Source organism: Streptomyces sp. NPDC006368, from assembly GCF_040612535.1.
Classification (GTDB): domain Bacteria; phylum Actinomycetota; class Actinomycetes; order Streptomycetales; family Streptomycetaceae; genus Streptomyces.
In genome coordinates, this window is the sequence record NZ_JBEXQK010000026.1 from 41,210 (window position 1) to 57,026 (window position 15,817).

A 15,817-nucleotide genomic window follows, 5' to 3' on the forward strand; every position below is an offset into this window, starting at 1 on the left:
CTGGAGGGGCGTTCACCCGAGGAGGCGTGGCATGCGGGGTCCGGTCGGCCGGCGGGACGCGGTTCAGCGCCTGCTCGCCTCGCGCCGGTGGCGCGCGGCGGGCGCCGTCGTCGCCGGGGCGCTGCCCGCGCTCGCGTTTCCCGCGCCGGGCCTGTGGTGGCTGGCCTATGTGGCGCTGGTGCCCTGGATGCTGCTGATCCGTACGGCGGGGACCGGTCGCCGCGCGGCGGTGGAGGGGTGGCTGGGCGGCCTCGGTTTCATGCTGGCCGTGCACCACTGGCTCATGCCGAGTCTGCATGTGTTCATCGTGGTGCTGGCCGCGCTGCTCGGGTTGTTGTGGGCGCCGTGGGGCCTGGTGGTGCGGTTGATGCTGGCGGGCGTTCCGTCTCCGGCACGGGCGCTCGCCGCTCTCGCCGTCGTGCCGTCCGGCTGGCTGCTGGTGGAGCTGGTCAGGTCGTGGGAGGGGCTGGGCGGGCCCTGGGGTCTGCTCGGCGCGAGTCAGTGGCAGGTGGACGCCGCGCTGCGCGTGGCGTCGCTGGGCGGCGTCTGGCTGGTCAGCCTGCTGGTGGTGGCGGTCAACACGGCGGTGACCGTGTGGGTGTCGGTCCCCTCCGTGCGTACGGCGGCTGTTGCGGGCCTCGTGGTGTGCGCGGTCGCCATGGGATCGGCGTGGCTGTGGGTACGCAGCCCGCAGCCGGCCGGGGAGGTCCGGGTGGCGGTGGTCCAGCCCGGGGTCATCAACGGGGTCGGTGGCGCCGAACGGCGGTTCGCGCGCGGCGAGGAGCTCACGCGCGAGCTGGCCGGCCAGGACGTGGACCTGGTGGTGTGGGGCGAGAGCAGCGTCGGGGCGGACCTGGCGGCGCGGCCCGACTTCGCGCGCCGGCTCGCCGCGCTGTCCCGGCAGGTCGGGGCGGAGCTGCTGGTCAATGTCGACGCGCGCCGCTCGGACCGCCCGGGCATCTACAAGAGCAGTGTCCTGGTCGGCGCCGACGGCCCGACCGGTGACCGCTACGACAAGATGCGGCTGGTGCCGTTCGGTGAGTACGTCCCGTTCCGCTCGGTGCTGGGCTGGGCCACGTCGGTCGGCAAGGCGGCGACCGAGGACCGCAGGCGCGGGGCCGGGCCGGTGGTGATGACCGTCGGGGACGAGGGGCTGCGGCTGGGCCCGCTGGTCTGCTTCGAGTCGGCGTTCCCCGACATGAGCCGCCACCTGGCCCGCGGCGGGGCCCAGTTGCTGATCGCCCAGTCCGCCACCTCGACGTTCCAGGACAGCTGGGCTCCGGAGCAGCACGCGTCGCTGGCGGCGCTGCGGGCCGCCGAGACGGGGCGGCCGATGGTGCACGCGACGCTCACCGGGGTGAGCGCGGTCCACGGGCCCGGCGGCGAGGTGATCGGCGCCCCGCTCGGTACGGAGCGCAGTGCGTCCGCCGTGTACGACGTCCCCCTGGCGAGCGCGACGACGCCGTACGCGCGCCTCGGGGACTGGCCGGTGTACGGGGCGCTCGCCGTTCTGTCCGCGCTGTGCGCCACCGGGGCCGTACGGTCGTTCAGGCGGCCTGGTCCAGGGCGTCCCGTACCACCCGCTCGCACAGCTCGTGCGTCCGCAGTGCGTCCCGGGCGGTGAGCGCCTTCCCGGCCGCGACGGCGTCGAGGAAGGCGAGCACGGTCTGCTCGATGCCGCGCTGACGGGCGACGGGCACCCAGTCGCCGCGCCGCCGCACCGTGGGCTGGCCCTTGTGGTCGATGACCTCGGCGAGGTTCACGACCTGCCGCTTGGTGTCCTGGCCGGACACTTCGAGGACCTCCTCGGTGGAGCCGCTCATCCGGTTCATCATGCCGATGGCGGTGAAGCCGTCGCCGGACAGCTGGAGCACGACGTGGTGCATGAGCCCGTCGCGGATCCGGGCGCGTACGTCGATGTGGTCGGCGGGGCCGGGCAGCAGGAAGCGCAGGGTGTCGACGACGTGGATGAAGTCGTCGAGGACGAGGGTGCGCGGGTCCTCGGGCAGGCCCACGCGGTTCTTCTGCATGAGGATCAGTTCGCGCGGGTGGTCCTGGCACTGCGCGTAGGCGGGCGCGTAGCGGCGGTTGAAGCCGACGACGAGGCCGACGCCGCGCAGTTCGGCGAGGTCCACCAGGCGGCGTGAGTCCTCGAGGTCGTACGCGAGCGGCTTGTCGACGTACGTGGGGACGCCCGCCTCCAGGAGCCGGGTGACGATCTCGGGGTGGACGGCGGTCGGGGCGTGCACGAACGCGGCGTCGAGCCCGGCGGCGAGCAGCGAGTCGAGGTCGGTGTGGCGTCGCCCGGCCGGCACGTGGTGGGTTTCGGCGACCCTGGTGAGCGTCGCGGGGGTGCGGGTCTGCAGGTGCAGTTCGGCGCCGGGCAGGGTCGTGAGCACCGGCAGGTACGCCTTCTGCGCGATGTCGCCGAGCCCGATACAGCCGATCTTCACGGGGGTCTCCCTATCGAAGTGCCTGACGGTCCCGGCGATCGTATGTCCGGGGGGCGGGGGTGCGCTGCGGCGGGTGCCAGTCCGCGATGCCGTCGAAGGTGCGCAGGGCGATGCCGGGCCCGGCGAGTCCGGCGAGCGCCATCAGGGTGTGGCGCACGGCGACGGCCGGGGGGCTGGTCCAGGTCTGGAGCCGTACGATCCGGGCGGCCTTGCGGACGATGGCGGTGGTGCGGGGCACGCGGTCGGCGGAGTACGCCGCGAGTCCGGCGGCGATGTCGCTCCCGGGCGCGAGGTGGTGGGCGAGGACGATGCCGTCCTCGATGGCCTGGTTGCCGCCCTGGCCGAGGGTGGGGGCCATGGCGTGGGCGGCGTCGCCGAGCAGCGCAGTCCGGCCGCGGTGGAAGGCGGGCAGGGGGGTGGCGAGGTGGCGGATGTCGTGCCGCAGGACGCGCCCGTCGTCGGCCGCGGCGAGGATGGCCGGCACGGGGTGGTGCCAGGTGCCGAAGCGGCGCAGCAACTCGGCCTTCTCGCCCTCGGGTGCCGTGCCTCCGGCGGGGACGACGGCCGCCGCGTACGCGTAGACCCGGCCGTCCTTGAGGGGCTGGGTGCCCCACAGGGCGCCGCGGCCCCAGGTCTCGTGGGGGTGGAAGGGGCGTTCGGGGGCCGGGATGAGCAGGCGCCACGCGGTGAGCCCGGTATACGCGGGTTCCGGGTGGGCGGGGAAGAGGGCGCCGCGCACGGCGGAGTCGATGCCGTCGGCGCCGATGACGAGGTCCGCTTCGAGGGCGCCGCCGGGTGTGGTGACGACGGCGCGGGAGCCGTCGGGCGCGCCCGGGTCGGCGAGCGATGCGGGAGTGGCCGTGCGGATGGCCGCGTCGGGGAGGCGGGCGGCGAGGGTGTCGATCAGTGTCGCGCGGTGGACCGCGACGAGCGGCCCGCCGAACCGGTCCGCCGCCGCGCGGGCGTTCGTACGGGCGAGCCAGCGGCCGCCCGGCGTGCGCATGCCGCCGTCGCCCTGCCAGACGGCGAGGGCGCGGACCTCGTCGCCGAGGCCGATGACGTCGAGGGCCCGCAGGGCGTTCGGCGCGAGTCCTATGCCGGCGCCGACGGGCCGCAGCGACGCGGCGCGCTCCAGGACGGTGACGTGCCAGCCGCGCTGGTGCAGGGCCACGGCGGCGGTCAGTCCGCCGATGCCGCTGCCGATGACGACGGCTCGGGATGGGGCGGTGCGGTGGTCCATGGCTCCTCCGGGGAACGGGACTACATCTGTAGTGACGCCGTGGGTCACGTTACTACAGGTGTAGTCACGCCGGTAGGTTTGTCCGCATGACCCCTCGCCCGACCTCCGGCCCGTCCGCCTCCTCCGGCCGCTCCGGCCCGTCCGCGCCCGTACGCGTCTCGCGGCGCGCCGAGCTGATCGCCGACACCGCCCTCGCCCTGCTCGCCGAGCGGGGCATGCGGGGCCTGACCCACCGGGCGGTGGACGAGCGGGCCGGGCTGCCGCAGGGCTCGACGTCCAACCACGCCCGCACCCGGCAGGCCCTGCTGGAGGCGGCGGTACGACGACTGGCCGAGCGTGAGGCCCAGATGCTCGCCACGGACGCGCTGTTCGCGCCGGGCGGGCCCGACGCTGCGCCCGCGCCGGACGGCGGGCTGGACGCGCTGCTCGACACGCTCTCACTCGCCCTGCACCGCTATCTGACCCGTCACGGCGACCTTCTCGTCGCCCGGTACGAGCTGGGGCTCGAAGCCACCCGGCGGCCCGAGCTGCGCGCCTTCTACGACACGACCGGCCGCCGGTTCCGGGACCCGCTCGTCGCCCTGATGCGGGCGTCCGGTTCGGGCGAGCCGGAGCGGCACGCGCTGTCGCTGGTGGCGTGGTGCGAGGGGCTGATGTTCTCCTGCGCCGTGGGCTCGTTCCACTCGGCCGTACCGAGCAGGGAGGAACTGCGCGCGGGGTTCGACGAGTTGCTGCGCGGCATGCTGGGCCGTTAACCGCTGGCGGGCCCGGCGCGGGTGGGCGAGGATGCCCGCCATGACGACAACGGAACGACCCGACCGGACCGAGCGCACGGAGCCCTCCGGGCTCGCCGGTGAACGCGAGATGCTGGAGGGCTGGCTGGAGTACCACCGCGCGACCCTGGCGCTGAAGTGCGAGGGGCTGAGCGACGAGCAGCTGAGGCAGGCGTCCGCGCCGCCGTCGGAGCTCTCACTGCTCGGTCTCGTACGGCACATGGCGGAGGTGGAGCGCGGCTGGTTCCGGCGGACCCTGGCCGACGAGGACGCCGGGCCGATCCACTACTCGGAGGAGGACCCGGACGGGGACTTCCACCCCGCCGCGACCGACACCTGGGAGGAGGCCCACGCCACCTGGCAGGCCGAGATCGCGCGCGCCCGGGAGCTCGCCGCCACCCGCTCGCTCGACGACCGGGCCATCGGCAGGCACCGCAGCGGCGAACCGTTCAACCTCCGCTGGATCTACACCCACATGATCGAGGAGTACGCGCGCCACAACGGCCATGCCGACCTCCTGCGGGAGCGGATCGACGGCGCGACGGGTGACTGATCATCCGCCCGTCACACCCATCACCCGTGTGGATCAATAACCGCGGGTAGGGATCCCGAACGCACCCCGGAACCACCACAGTTACGGGGTGCATCGAACGAGAACCACAGCGAAGGTCCTGGCCACCGTGGCGATGGCGGCCGTCTCCGGCTGCGTGTCGGTGAATCCGCCCGCCGGTCCCGCACCAGCCGCCCCGGAGGCGAGCCGTCCCGCGCGGGACGTCGCGCCGCAGATCGTCGAGGGCCCGGCGCGGGACGCCCTGGAGGCCGCCCTGCCGTCGCCGACGGGGTCCCCGGCGCCGCGCCCGCCCGGGGAGCCCGACCGCCCCGCGCACCGGGGCCCGTCCGGCGCCGCCGCGCCGGAGGGCCGCGAGGAGCGCGCGCCGGGTGTGCCTCGCGCGCCGCGCGTGCCGTCCGCCGACGAGCTGCGCGAGCAGCTCCCCGGGGTCCGCCCGCCGGCGCTGCCGTCCGTACCCCTCACCGTCCCGGACGCCTGCGCCCTGGACGAGGGCTACGGCGGTTGGGACGGCAGCGGTGAGGAGGCCCGCCTCTGCAGCGAGGCCTACGGCCACTGACCGCCCGGGCCCGGCCGTTCCCCGCGCCCCGGCCCCGAAGCACGGGCACAGGCATGCCCGCGCGGCGCCGGCGGCACGCGCACCGTCCCGGAGCACGGGCCGACGCGCGAGCCCCCGCCACCGGTCACCCCCCGGCGCCCCGCAGCCTGCGGTCCAGGCGCTCGATGGCCGCGCGGACGCCGTTGCCGTACCCGTCGTCGTCCAGGGCGTCCGAGGCGGCGCGGGCGCGGTCGAGGTGGGCGCGGGCCGCGTCCGGGCGGTGGAGTTTCGCGTAGTCGGCGGCGAGGTTGAGGTGGAGCGAGGGGTACAGCGCGCGCAGCGCCACGGCGGCGTCGTGGCGGGCCAGCCGCTCCTCGCCGAGTCCCTCCGCCGCGTTCAGCGCGCGCAGGTCCCAGGCGAGCTCGTCGCCGGGGTCGTCCTGGGCGTCGGCCATGTAGTGCGCGAGCGTGCAGCGGTGGAGCGGGTCCCCGTCCTCGCCGATCTGCTCCCACAACTGCCCGAAGCGGTTGCGCGCCTCCTCGCGGTCCCCGCCGTGGAGCAGCATCATCGCCTGCCCGATCCTCGTCATGACGGCGTCCTCGGACGCCTCCTCCTGCTGCTGCTCGCGCACTGCGGCCTCCGCTCGTCGGTCGTGTTCCGACGCTAGCCGCAGCCACCGACATTCCCGGTCAGGCCGGGGAGGTTCGCGCCCCGCCCCCGTGGGACCGGTCCGCCGGGGCAGGGGCCGGTCCACGAGACCGGCCCCTGTCCCGGCGGGCAGGCGCCGTCAGGCGGCCAGGTTCGGGATGCGCCAGTCGATCGGCTCGTGCCCCTGCGCCTTGATCGCCTCGTCGATGCGCGTGAACGGGCGGGAGCCGAAAAACTTCTTGGCGGAGAGCGGCGAGGGGTGGGCCCCCTTCACCACCACGTGCCGCGTCTCGTCGATCAGCGGCAGTTTCTTCTGCGCGTAGTTGCCCCACAGGACGAAGACGGCCGGGTCGGGCCGGGACGCCACGGCGCTGATCACCGCGTCCGTGAACTTCTCCCAGCCCTTGCCCTTGTGGGAGTTGGCCTCGCCGGCCCGCACCGTCAGGACGGCGTTGAGCAGCAGGACACCCTGCCGGGCCCACGGCATCAGATAGCCGTTGTCCGGCACCGGGTGTCCGAGGTCCTCCCGCATCTCCTTGTAGATGTTGCGCAGGGAGGGCGGCGTCTTGACGCCCGGCCGCACCGAGAAGCACAGCCCGTGCCCCTGGCCCTCCCCGTGGTACGGGTCCTGGCCCAGGATGAGGACCTTGACCCGGTCGTACGGGGTGGCGTCGAGGGCGGCGAACACCTCCTCGCGCGGCGGGTAGACCGGCCCCTTCGCCCGTTCCTCCTCGACGAACTCGGTGAGCAGCTTGAAGTACGGCTTCTGCAGCTCGTCGCCGAGGACGCCGCGCCAGGACTCGGGCAGCATGTCGGTGTCGGTCACGTCAACAACCTCCGGTGTGTGATCGCCTGTCGGGCACAGAACCTACCTGCGACCACTGACAACCGGTCCTACCAGCTGGCCTTCCGGTGCAGCTCCCACATCTGCATGACGGTCTGCGGGTCCAGGGCCCGCTCGCCGCCCGCGATCTCCTCGCTCGCCGCCACGTACAGCTTGCCCTGCCACAGCGGGAGGAGCCGCACGTCGTCGACGAGGATCTCCTGGGCCTTCTCGAACTGCTTGGTGACCGCTCCGCGGTCGCTCTGGCGCCGGGAGAGCGGCAGCAGCTGGTCGGTGATCTCGGGCCGCTCGTACGGCGTCGAGAGGACGTTCTCCTTGCCGACGAACGGCGCGATGAAGTTGTCCGGGTCGGGGAAGTCGGGGAACCAGCCACGGCCGAAGACCGGGAACTCGCCCTTCTGGTAGCCCGCCTGGAAGTCCTTCCAGGGCTTGCTCTTGAGCGTCACCTGGAAGAGCCCGGAGGAGTCCAGCTGCCGCTTGAGCTCCGCGAACTCGGGCGCGGTGGCGGAGCCGTACCGGTCGGTGGTGAACCAGAACGTCAGCGGCACCGGGGTGTCGATCCCCGCCTCGCGCAGGATCTTCTTCGCCTTGGCGACGTCCGGCTCGCCGTAACGGTCGAAGAACTCGGTGGTGTGGCCGGCGATGCCCTTGGGGACCATCGAGTACAGCGGCTCGGCGGTGCCCCGGTAGACCTTGGCCACCAGCGCGTTGCGGTCGACGACCTGGGCGACCGCCTGCCGTACCGGCAGCTTGTTCACCGACGGGTCCTTGGCGTTGAACACCAGGTAGCGGATGTCGGCGCCGGTGGACTGGACGAGCTGCAGGCCCTCGTTGGCGGGCTTCTTCTCCCGCAGGTCGACGACCTCGTCCGCGGTCAGACCGCGGTAGGTGGCGTCGATCTCCTTCTTCTTCAGGGCGGTGACCATCGCGTCGGAGTCACCGAAGTAACGGATGGTGACGCCGTCGTTCTTGTGGTTGGCGAAGCCCTTGTAGGTCGGGTTCTTCGACAGTTCGGCCTTGACGCCCTCTTCATACGATTCGAGGACATAGGGGCCGGATCCGGTCAGCTCGCCGTCCTCCCGGAGGCTGTCCTCCGGGTACTTCCTGGGGTCGACGATCGACATCGCGGGGGTGGCCAGGATGAAGGGGAACGTGGCGTCCGGTTCCTTCAGGTGGAAGACGATGGTGGCGTCACCGTTCGTCGCGACCCGGTCGAGGGAGCCGAGCAGTCCGTTCGGGCCGCCCTTCGCGTTGATCTTCCGGATCCGGTCGATCGAGTGCTTCACGGCCTGCGCGTCCAGCTTGCCCCCGTCGGAGAAGGTCAGCCCGTCCCGCAGCTGGCACTGGTAGACCCTGCTCGACGCGTCGGTGAACCTGCACTCGGCGGCGTCGGGCTGAGGAGTCGTGGTCCCGGTCGGGAAGCTCAGCAGCGTCTGGAAGACATTGCGGTACAACTCCCATGAACCGTCCCACGCGGCTGCGGGGTCGAGCGTACTGGGAGCGCTCGTCGTACCTACAACGATCTTGTTCTCCCCATTGGCGCCCTCGTCGGAAAAGAGACCGCAGCCCGCCAGAAGGGATATGGACGCAAGGGCTGCAGCGGCCTGCAGACTGGTCCGGTTGAACACGCGCACGCTCCTCATTCAGCCATGGGTCGGCCGACCATACCGCAGGGCCCCGCCAGGTCAATGCGGTGGCCCGGCGGGGCACTTGGGCGATCAGCGGTCAATCAGAGACAATTCGCCTCAGCCGACTCCGGCATTCAGGAAAATTCCCCCGTCGACGACGAGAGTCTGACCGGTGATCCAGTCCGACTGCCCGGAGGTGAGGAATGCGGCGGCGCCGCCGATATCCGCCGGGACACCGAGCCGGCCCAGCGGATAAGCAGCCGCCGCCTCCGCTTCCCGGCCCTCGTAAAGGGCCTCGGCGAATTTCGTCTTCACCACGGCGGGGGCGATCGCGTTGACCCGGACGGCCGGGGCGAATTCGTGCGCGAGCTGGAGCGTCAGGTTGACCATGGCGGCCTTGCTCATGCCGTACGCGCCGATGAAGGGCGAGGCGGAGACGCCGGCGACCGAGGCGATGTTGACGATCGAGCCGCCGTTCTCCTTCTGCCACGCCTTCCAGGTCTGCTGCGCGAAGCCGAGCGCCGAGATCACGTTGGTCTCGTAGACCTTGCGGGCCACGCCCAGGTCGAGCTCGGCGATCGGGCCGAAGACCGGGTTCGTGCCGGCGTTGTTGATCAGGTGGTCGACGCGGCCGAACGCCTCCATCGTGCGCTCCACCGCCAGCGCCTGGTGGGCCTCGTCGTGGGCCTTGCCGGCGACGCCGATCACCCGGTCGGCGCCGAGCCGCTCGACGGCCTCCTTGAGGGCGTCCTCGCCCCGGCCGGTGATGCAGACGCGGTCGCCGCGCGCGACGAGCGCCTCCGCGATGCCGTACCCGATACCGCGGCTGGCGCCCGTGATGAGGGCGACCTTTCCGGACAGCTCGGGGAGTTCCTGTGCGGTCATGTCCGTGATCCCTTCCGCGTCAGTTGAGCGGGCCGCCGGCCACGTACATGACCTGGCCGGAGATGAAGCCGGCGTCGTCGCCCGCGAAGAAGGCGATCGCGTGGGCGACGTCCTCCGGCCGGCCGACCCGCTGCACCGGGATCTGGGTGGCGGCGGCTGCCTGGAACTCCTCGAAGCCCATGCCCACGCGCGCGGCGGTCTGCGCGGTCATCTCGGTGACGATGAAGCCGGGGGCCACGGCGTTGGCGGTGATGCCGAACTTGCCGAGCTCCTTGGCGAGGGTCTTGGTGAAGCCCTGCAGTCCGGCCTTGACGGCGGCGTAGTTGGCCTGGCCGCGGTTGCCGAGCGCCGAGGACGAGGAGAGGCTCACGATCCGGCCGAAACCGGCGTCGACCATGTGCTTCTGGCACGCCTTGGCCATCAGGAACGCGCCCTTGAGGTGCACGTTCATCACGGTGTCCCAGTCGGACTCGCTCATCTTGAAGAGCAGGTTGTCACGGAGGACGCCCGCGTTGTTGACGAGGATCGTGGGCGCGCCGAGCTCGGCGGCGACGCGCGCGACGGCCGCCTCCACCTGGGCGCTGTCGGAGACGTCGCAGCCGACGGCGATGGCCCTGCCGCCCGCCGCGGTGATCTTCTCGACGGTGTCCTTGCAGGCCGCCTCGTCGAGGTCGAGTACGGCGACGGCGCGGCCCTCGGCCGCCAGTCGGACGGCGGTGGCGGCGCCGATGCCCCGCGCCGCCCCGGTCACGACCGCGACGCGCTGCTCTGTGGTGGACATGCTGGTTCTCCTCGCCCTTGGATCCCTGGTGGATGCGGCTCCCCGACACGTCCATGCCGGTGAGCGACCGCTTAGTACCTTCAGCAGACGAGACGCTAGAAGCCCTGGCACCCGGTGTCAACGGCCCACCGGGTGCCTCCGATCACGCGGCGCGGCGCGGCCGCCCGGTTCAGCGCACCAGCAGGTCGAGCAGCCGTTCGACCTCGCCCTGAGGATCGGTCGTCAGACCGGTGTGCACCGGACCGGGCTGGACGACCGTGGAGCGCGGTGCGATCAGCCAGCGGAACCGGCGCCCGGCGTCGTCGCGCGCGGCCTGTCCGGCGTGCTCACCGCCCGCGCAGACCTCCTCGACGGCGTGCAGGGCGGCCCGTACGCCGACCACGTCGGCCCGCGGGTCCAGCGCGCTCAGCTTGCCCTCGTCCAGGTGCGTGCGGGCGCACACGAAGGACGCGGCGCGGCAGTAGACCACCACACCCGCGTTGAAGCACTCGCCGCGCTCGACGCGGGGTACGACGCGCAGCAGCGCGTACTCGAAGACGTGCCGGTCGCTCACTTCTCGGTGCCCTTCCTGGTGGGGTGCGGCCAGGGCGTCAGGTGGTCGGTCAGCCAGCCGGGCGCCTGGGAGGGCCTGCGCGCCGTCCGCTCGCCGAGGGTGATCCGCTCGTGGATGGTGGCGGCGCGCGGCAGCAGCGCCTCCACATATGCGCGGCGCAGCGCGTCGGCGGTCTCGAAGCCGGGTTCGTCGACCAGCCACGCGTCGGGCACGTCGGCCGCGACCTCGGTCAGCAGTTCCTCGGTGACGAGCGGGGCGAGGTCGGCGGCAGCGGTGGCGATGTCCGGAGCGAAGGTGGCCAGGACGTGGTCGGTGGCGTCGTACGGCTTGGCGGCGGAGCTCTGCGCGCCGGGCCAGTTGTGGTGCCAGATCATGGTCGCGCCGTGGTCGATCAGCCAGGGCTCGCCGTGCCACACGAGCATGTTGGGGTTGCGCCAGGAGCGGTCGACGTTGTTGATCAGCGCGTCGAACCAGACGACCCGTCCCGCCTCCTTGGGGTCCATCTCGTAGGCGAGCGGGTCGAACCCGATCGAACCCGGGAGGTAGTCCATGCCGAGGTTCAGCCCGCCGCTCGCCTTGAGCAGCTCCTGGACCTCCTGGTCGGGTTCGCCCAGGCCGATGACCGGGTCGAGTTCGATGGTGACCAGCTCGGGGACGCGCAGCCCGAGCCGGCGGCCGAGCTGCCCGCAGATGACCTCGGCGACCAGGGTCTTGCGGCCCTGACCGGCGCCGGTGAATTTCATGACGTACGTACCGAGGTCGTCCGCCTCGACGATCCCGGGGAGCGAGCCGCCCTCACGCAGGGGCGTGACGTAGCGGGTCGCTGTGACTTCGGAGAGCATCCCTCCAGGTTACGTGTGCGGGCCTGTCATGCTCTGCCCCATGCCCACCATCGCCCCGGTGCACGCGCCGGGATTCCCCCGCCAGTTCGCCCGTACGCGCCGCTTCTCGCTCGGTGTTCCCGGCGGGTTCGCCGTCTCTCCCGACGGCGCGCGGGTGCTGTTCGTACGGACCGGTTCGGGCTCCGACACGGTCGGGCGGCTGTGGCTGTACGAGGACGGCGGGGAGCGGCTCCTGGCCGATCCCGCCGCGTCGGCCGGTGCCCGGGAGGAGGAGGTACCGGAGGCGGAGCGAGTGCGACGGGAGCGCGCCCGGGTGACCTCGACCGGTGTGGTCGGCTACGCCAGCGACCGGGACGCGCGCCTGGCGGTGTTCACGCTGGGCGGCGAGCTGTGGGCGGTGCGGACGGACGGCGGCTCCCCTTGGCGCGTCCCGACGGCGGGGCCGGCCGTGGATCCGCGCCCCTCTCCGGACGGGTCGCTGGTGGCGTACGTGACCGGGGGCGCCCTTCACGTCGTCCGCGCCGACGGGACGGAGGACCGGCCGCTGGCCGCGCCGGAGGGGCCGGACGTCACCTATGGGTTGTCCGACCATGTGTCGGCGGAGTCGATCGGGCGGCCACGGAGCCACTGGTGGTCGCCCGACGGGGATGCCCTGCTGGTGGTACGGGCGGACCACGCGCGCGTGCGGCGGTGGTATCTCGGCGACCCGGCGGATCCGGCGAAGCCACCGAGGGCGTTTTGGTACCCGGCCGCCGGTACGGCCAACGCGGAGCTGTCGCTGCACATCCTCCGCCCGGACGGAGAGCGGACAGCCGTCCGGACCCCCGCCGAGGCCGACCCGGAACTCCACCTCCCCGGTGTCTGGACGGATCGCCGGTTCGAGTACGTCACGGCCGCCGGCTGGGACGGGTGCGGCCCCTTCGTCGAGGTCCAGACCCGTGACCAGCGGACGGCCCAGCTCCTGTCCATCGACCCGGCCACCGGTGGCACGCTGCCCCTGCACCACCACCGCGACCTCGCGTGGACGGAGATCACACCGGGCGCACCGCACCGGACCGGTACCGGCACGCCGGTCGTGACCCGGTACCGCGACGACGTACGCGGACTGCGCGTCGGTGACACCTGCACTCCCCCGGGTCTCCACGTCCGCGCCGTGCTCGGGACGGCCGGCGAGCGGGTGTACTTCACCGCGAGTGAGGAGCCCACCGAGACACATGTGTGGGCGTACGACCCGGAGGGCGGGTTCCGCCGCGTCAGCGAGGAGCCGGGCGTCCACACGGCCGCGATCGGCGGTGACACCGTCGTCCTCGACAGCAGCACGCCCGACGGGCGCACGGTGACCGTGCTGCGCGGCGGGAAGCCGGCCGGGAGCATCGCCGTCCTCGCCGAGACGCCGCTGGTCACGCCGCGGCCCGTCCGGCTGTCGCTCGGCGCGCGGGAGTTGCGCTGCCACCTCCACCTGCCGTCATGGCACGAGCCGGGCTCGGGCAGGCTGCCGGTGCTGCTCAGCCCGTACGCCGGGTACGGGCTGCAGCTGGCCGTGCGGGCCGGCGGCTGGCCCGGCGCGGTGGCGCAGTGGTTCGCGGAGCAGGGATTCGCCGTGCTGGTCACGGACGGGCGCGGAACGCCGGGGCGCGGGCGCGCGTGGGAGACCGCGATCCGCGGTGACCGGCTGACCGCGCCTCTGGAGGACCAGGTCGACGCGGTGCACGCGGCGGCCGAGGCGTATCCGGACCTGGACCTGGAGCGGGTGGCGATCCGGGGCTGGTCGTACGGCGGCTACCTCGCCCTCGGGGCCGTGCTCCACCGCCCCGACGTCTTCCACGCGGCGGTGGCGGGCGCGGCGCCGACCGACCGGCGGCTGTACGACACCCACTGGGAGGAGCGTTTCCTGGGTCACCCGGACGTCGACCCGGCCGCCTACGAACGCTCCTCCCTGATCCCGTACGCGCACCGGTTGTCCCGGCCGCTGCTGCTGATCCACGGACTCGCCGACGACAACGTGGTCGCCGCCCACACGCTGAGGTTCTCCGCCGCCCTGCTCGCCGCTGGACGGCCCCACACGGTCCTGCCGCTCTCCGGCGCCACCCACCACGTCGCCCAGGAGGACGCGGTGGGCAACCAGCTGCTGCTCGAAGTCGAGTTCCTGAAAACGTCGTTGCGCAGGTGAACGGCCGGCGCTCCCGTCCCGTACCCCCTGGTGACAGCACGACCATCGTGGAAGGGAAGCCGGAATGACCGGATCGCAGGGGACCACCAGGGCGGTGGCGCGCCGTACCGTCGTCGCGGCGGCGGGTGGCGCGGGGCTGGCGGCCGTGCTCACCGCGTGCGGGGGCTCGGACGGCCCGGCCGAGTCCGCTGCCGGGCAGCCGGCGGGCGGGGGCGCCACCGGCGGCACGACCGGCTCAGGCGCCGGGGGCGGCGGCCAGGTGCTCGCCAAGACGGCCGACATCCCGGAGGGCGGCGGGAAGGTCTTCGGCGAAGTGGTGGTGACGCAGCCGAAGGCGGGCGAGTTCAAGGCGTTCTCGTCCAAGTGCACCCACGCGGGGTGCGCGGTGAAGGACGTCGCCGACGGGGTCATCAACTGCCCTTGCCACGGCTCCACGTTCGACGCGTCCGACGGCAGCGTCAAGGCGGGTCCGGCCACGGCTCCGCTGGCGGCGGCGTCGATCACGGTCGACGGCGACTCGATCAAGCTGGTGTGACCCCGGGGCCGCCGCGGCCACGTCCCCTCGGGCCGGGGGCAGCGGCGGCTCCACCCGGGACAAGCCGAGGACGGGGCGGCGGGACGGACGTCGTCGCGGGGGTGCACGGAGGGGATCCCCGACGATGAGGTCCGCCCCGGCCATCGCACGTCCGTCCGTGCCGACGTCGGGAGGCCGCCGCGCGGCACCGCACGACGACGCCGCGCAGGCCGCCCGGCACGGGCTCGGCGATCCGGACGACCGCCCGGTGTGCCGCTGGACCGGCAGCACACCGGGCGGCCCCGGACAGCCGGGCCATGCGGGCGGCGCCCCGGCAGCGGGGAGGCGCCGGCGGGCGGCGGTATGTCCGGCAGCAGCCGATGCCTCCCGGCGCCGGGCTCGGGCGCCCGGCCGGCGGGTCAGCTGCCCGCCGCCCGCCCCACCTCCCGCAGCGCCTCCACCGCCGCCCTGATCGACGGCCGCCGGTCCGCGTCCGCGCGCCACACCGCGTAGATGTGACGCCGCATCGGCTGTCGTACGGGTACGAGGGTGACGCCCTGAGGTATGGGCCCGCGTCCGAGCCGGGGCGTGACGCACACCCCGAGCCCCGCCTGGATGAGCGCGAGCTGGGTGTGGTGTTCCCCCGCCAGGTGGGCGATCCGCGGTTCGATGCCCTTCGACCGGAGCGTGAACATCAGCCAGTCGTAACAGAATTCGCCCTCCGGCCAGGACACCCAGTCGTCGTCGGCGAAGTCCTCCAGGTCCACCTCGTCCCGCCCCGCCAGCGGGTGGTCCGCCGGCATCGCGACGTCGGCGGCGTCGTCCAGCAGCGGCTCCCGGGCGAGCCCGCCCGGGACCGGCAGCCGCTTGTTGCTCCAGTCGAGGACCACCGCGAGGTCCATGTCTCCCCGCAGCACGTGCTGGATGCCGCGCTCGGGCTCCAGCTCGCTGGTGCGCACGGCCAGGTCGGGGTGGTCGCGGCGCAGCATGGAGACCGCCGCCGGGAACAGGCCGCGCGCGGCCGTCGGGAACCCGGCAAGCCGCACCTCGCCGACCACCTGTCCGCGCTGTGCCTCAATGTCCGCCTGCGCGATCTCGACCTGGGACAGGATCCGCGCCGCGTGATCGGCGAGCAGTTGCCCCGCGTCGGTGAGCCGCACCCCGCGCCCGTTCTTCGTCACCAGTTGCTGCCCGATCTCACGCTCCAGCTTGGCGAGCTGCTGGGAGACCGCCGAGGTCGTCACGTGCAGCCCGTCGGCCGCGCCGCTCACCGAGCCGTGGCGGGCGAGGGCGTCCAGGGTTCGCAGGCGCTCCAGATTCAACACGTAAGCAATGCTAAGCGAAGACATGGAGAAAATCTCGCTTGTTCTAAGACGTCCT

General features: G+C 73.2%; 16 protein-coding genes. 6 read left to right on the top strand and 10 right to left on the bottom strand.

Annotation, left to right across the window (positions count from 1 at the left end; translation table 11 throughout):
* Positions 1–31: 31 nt before the first annotated feature.
* Positions 32–1,624, top strand: a complete 1,593-nt coding sequence (lnt, locus tag ABZZ38_RS19750; RefSeq protein ID WP_356741429.1) for an apolipoprotein N-acyltransferase — start codon at positions 32–34, stop codon at positions 1,622–1,624.
* Here lnt and ABZZ38_RS19755 read toward each other — a convergent pair.
* Both ABZZ38_RS19755 and ABZZ38_RS19760 read right to left on the bottom strand, forming a co-directional pair.
* Positions 1,548–2,453, bottom strand: a complete 906-nt coding sequence (locus ABZZ38_RS19755; RefSeq protein WP_356741432.1) for a Gfo/Idh/MocA family oxidoreductase — start codon at positions 2,451–2,453, stop codon at positions 1,548–1,550. The two genes, lnt and ABZZ38_RS19755, sit on opposite strands and share 77 nt — an antisense overlap.
* 10 nt (positions 2,454–2,463) lie before the next feature.
* Positions 2,464–3,693, bottom strand: a complete 1,230-nt coding sequence (locus tag ABZZ38_RS19760; RefSeq protein WP_356741434.1) for an FAD-dependent monooxygenase — start codon at positions 3,691–3,693, stop codon at positions 2,464–2,466.
* Between the two features lie 86 nt (positions 3,694–3,779).
* Between ABZZ38_RS19760 and ABZZ38_RS19765 the strand changes: the two genes are divergently transcribed.
* The 3 genes from ABZZ38_RS19765 (at position 3,780) to ABZZ38_RS19775 (ending at position 5,593) form a co-directional block, all read left to right on the top strand.
* Positions 3,780–4,448, top strand: a complete 669-nt coding sequence (locus ABZZ38_RS19765) for a TetR family transcriptional regulator (RefSeq protein ID WP_356741436.1) — start codon at positions 3,780–3,782, stop codon at positions 4,446–4,448.
* 31 nt (positions 4,449–4,479) lie between these two features.
* Positions 4,480–5,019, top strand: coding sequence for a DinB family protein (locus ABZZ38_RS19770; RefSeq protein WP_356741439.1), 540 nt, complete (start codon positions 4,480–4,482; stop codon positions 5,017–5,019).
* 88 nt (positions 5,020–5,107) lie between these two features.
* Complete coding sequence (locus ABZZ38_RS19775; protein WP_356741441.1) at positions 5,108–5,593, top strand: hypothetical protein; 486 nt, start codon at positions 5,108–5,110, stop codon at positions 5,591–5,593.
* A gap of 124 nt (positions 5,594–5,717) precedes the next feature.
* Here ABZZ38_RS19775 and ABZZ38_RS19780 read toward each other — a convergent pair whose 3' ends face one another.
* The 7 genes from ABZZ38_RS19780 to ABZZ38_RS19810 all read right to left on the bottom strand — a co-directional run bounded on the left by ABZZ38_RS19780 (position 5,718) and on the right by ABZZ38_RS19810 (position 11,753).
* The gene (locus tag ABZZ38_RS19780) at positions 5,718–6,161 is read right to left on the bottom strand and encodes a hypothetical protein (protein WP_356741529.1); all 444 of its coding nucleotides are present in this window, start codon (positions 6,159–6,161) and stop codon (positions 5,718–5,720) included.
* A gap of 198 nt (positions 6,162–6,359) precedes the next feature.
* Positions 6,360–7,046 carry a uracil-DNA glycosylase gene (gene ung, locus ABZZ38_RS19785; protein ID WP_356741443.1) on the bottom strand — a complete coding sequence of 229 codons (687 nt, stop codon included), beginning with the start codon at positions 7,044–7,046 and terminating at the stop codon, positions 6,360–6,362.
* A 68-nt stretch (positions 7,047–7,114) separates the two neighbouring features.
* Entirely contained in the window at positions 7,115–8,692 is a 1,578-nt protein-coding gene (locus ABZZ38_RS19790) for an ABC transporter substrate-binding protein (RefSeq protein WP_356741445.1), read from the bottom strand.
* Between the two features lie 117 nt (positions 8,693–8,809).
* Positions 8,810–9,577, bottom strand: coding sequence for an SDR family oxidoreductase (locus ABZZ38_RS19795; RefSeq protein ID WP_356741447.1), 768 nt, complete (start codon positions 9,575–9,577; stop codon positions 8,810–8,812).
* A gap of 19 nt (positions 9,578–9,596) precedes the next feature.
* Positions 9,597–10,358: a 3-oxoacyl-ACP reductase FabG gene (gene fabG / locus ABZZ38_RS19800; RefSeq protein ID WP_356741449.1), complete on the bottom strand. Its 762-nt coding sequence runs from the start codon at positions 10,356–10,358 to the stop codon at positions 9,597–9,599.
* 169 nt (positions 10,359–10,527) lie between these two features.
* Positions 10,528–10,911, bottom strand: a complete 384-nt coding sequence (locus ABZZ38_RS19805) for a DUF3037 domain-containing protein (RefSeq protein ID WP_356741451.1) — start codon at positions 10,909–10,911, stop codon at positions 10,528–10,530.
* Positions 10,908–11,753, bottom strand: coding sequence for a HipA family kinase (locus ABZZ38_RS19810; protein WP_356741453.1), 846 nt, complete (start codon positions 11,751–11,753; stop codon positions 10,908–10,910). The genes ABZZ38_RS19805 and ABZZ38_RS19810 overlap by 4 nt, the downstream gene beginning before the upstream one ends.
* Before the next feature lie 40 nt (positions 11,754–11,793).
* Here ABZZ38_RS19810 and ABZZ38_RS19815 point away from each other — a divergent pair, with 40 nt between their 5' ends.
* Positions 11,794–13,923: a prolyl oligopeptidase family serine peptidase gene (locus ABZZ38_RS19815; protein WP_356741455.1), complete on the top strand. Its 2,130-nt coding sequence runs from the start codon at positions 11,794–11,796 to the stop codon at positions 13,921–13,923.
* Positions 13,924–13,987: 64 nt separating this feature from the next.
* Positions 13,988–14,458: a Rieske (2Fe-2S) protein gene (locus tag ABZZ38_RS19820; RefSeq protein WP_356741457.1), complete on the top strand. Its 471-nt coding sequence runs from the start codon at positions 13,988–13,990 to the stop codon at positions 14,456–14,458.
* Between the two features lie 398 nt (positions 14,459–14,856).
* Here the strand turns inward: ABZZ38_RS19820 and ABZZ38_RS19825 are convergent, their stop codons facing one another.
* The gene (locus tag ABZZ38_RS19825; RefSeq protein ID WP_356741460.1) at positions 14,857–15,762 is read right to left on the bottom strand and encodes a LysR family transcriptional regulator; all 906 of its coding nucleotides are present in this window, start codon (positions 15,760–15,762) and stop codon (positions 14,857–14,859) included.
* Positions 15,763–15,817: the final 55 nt, after the last annotated feature.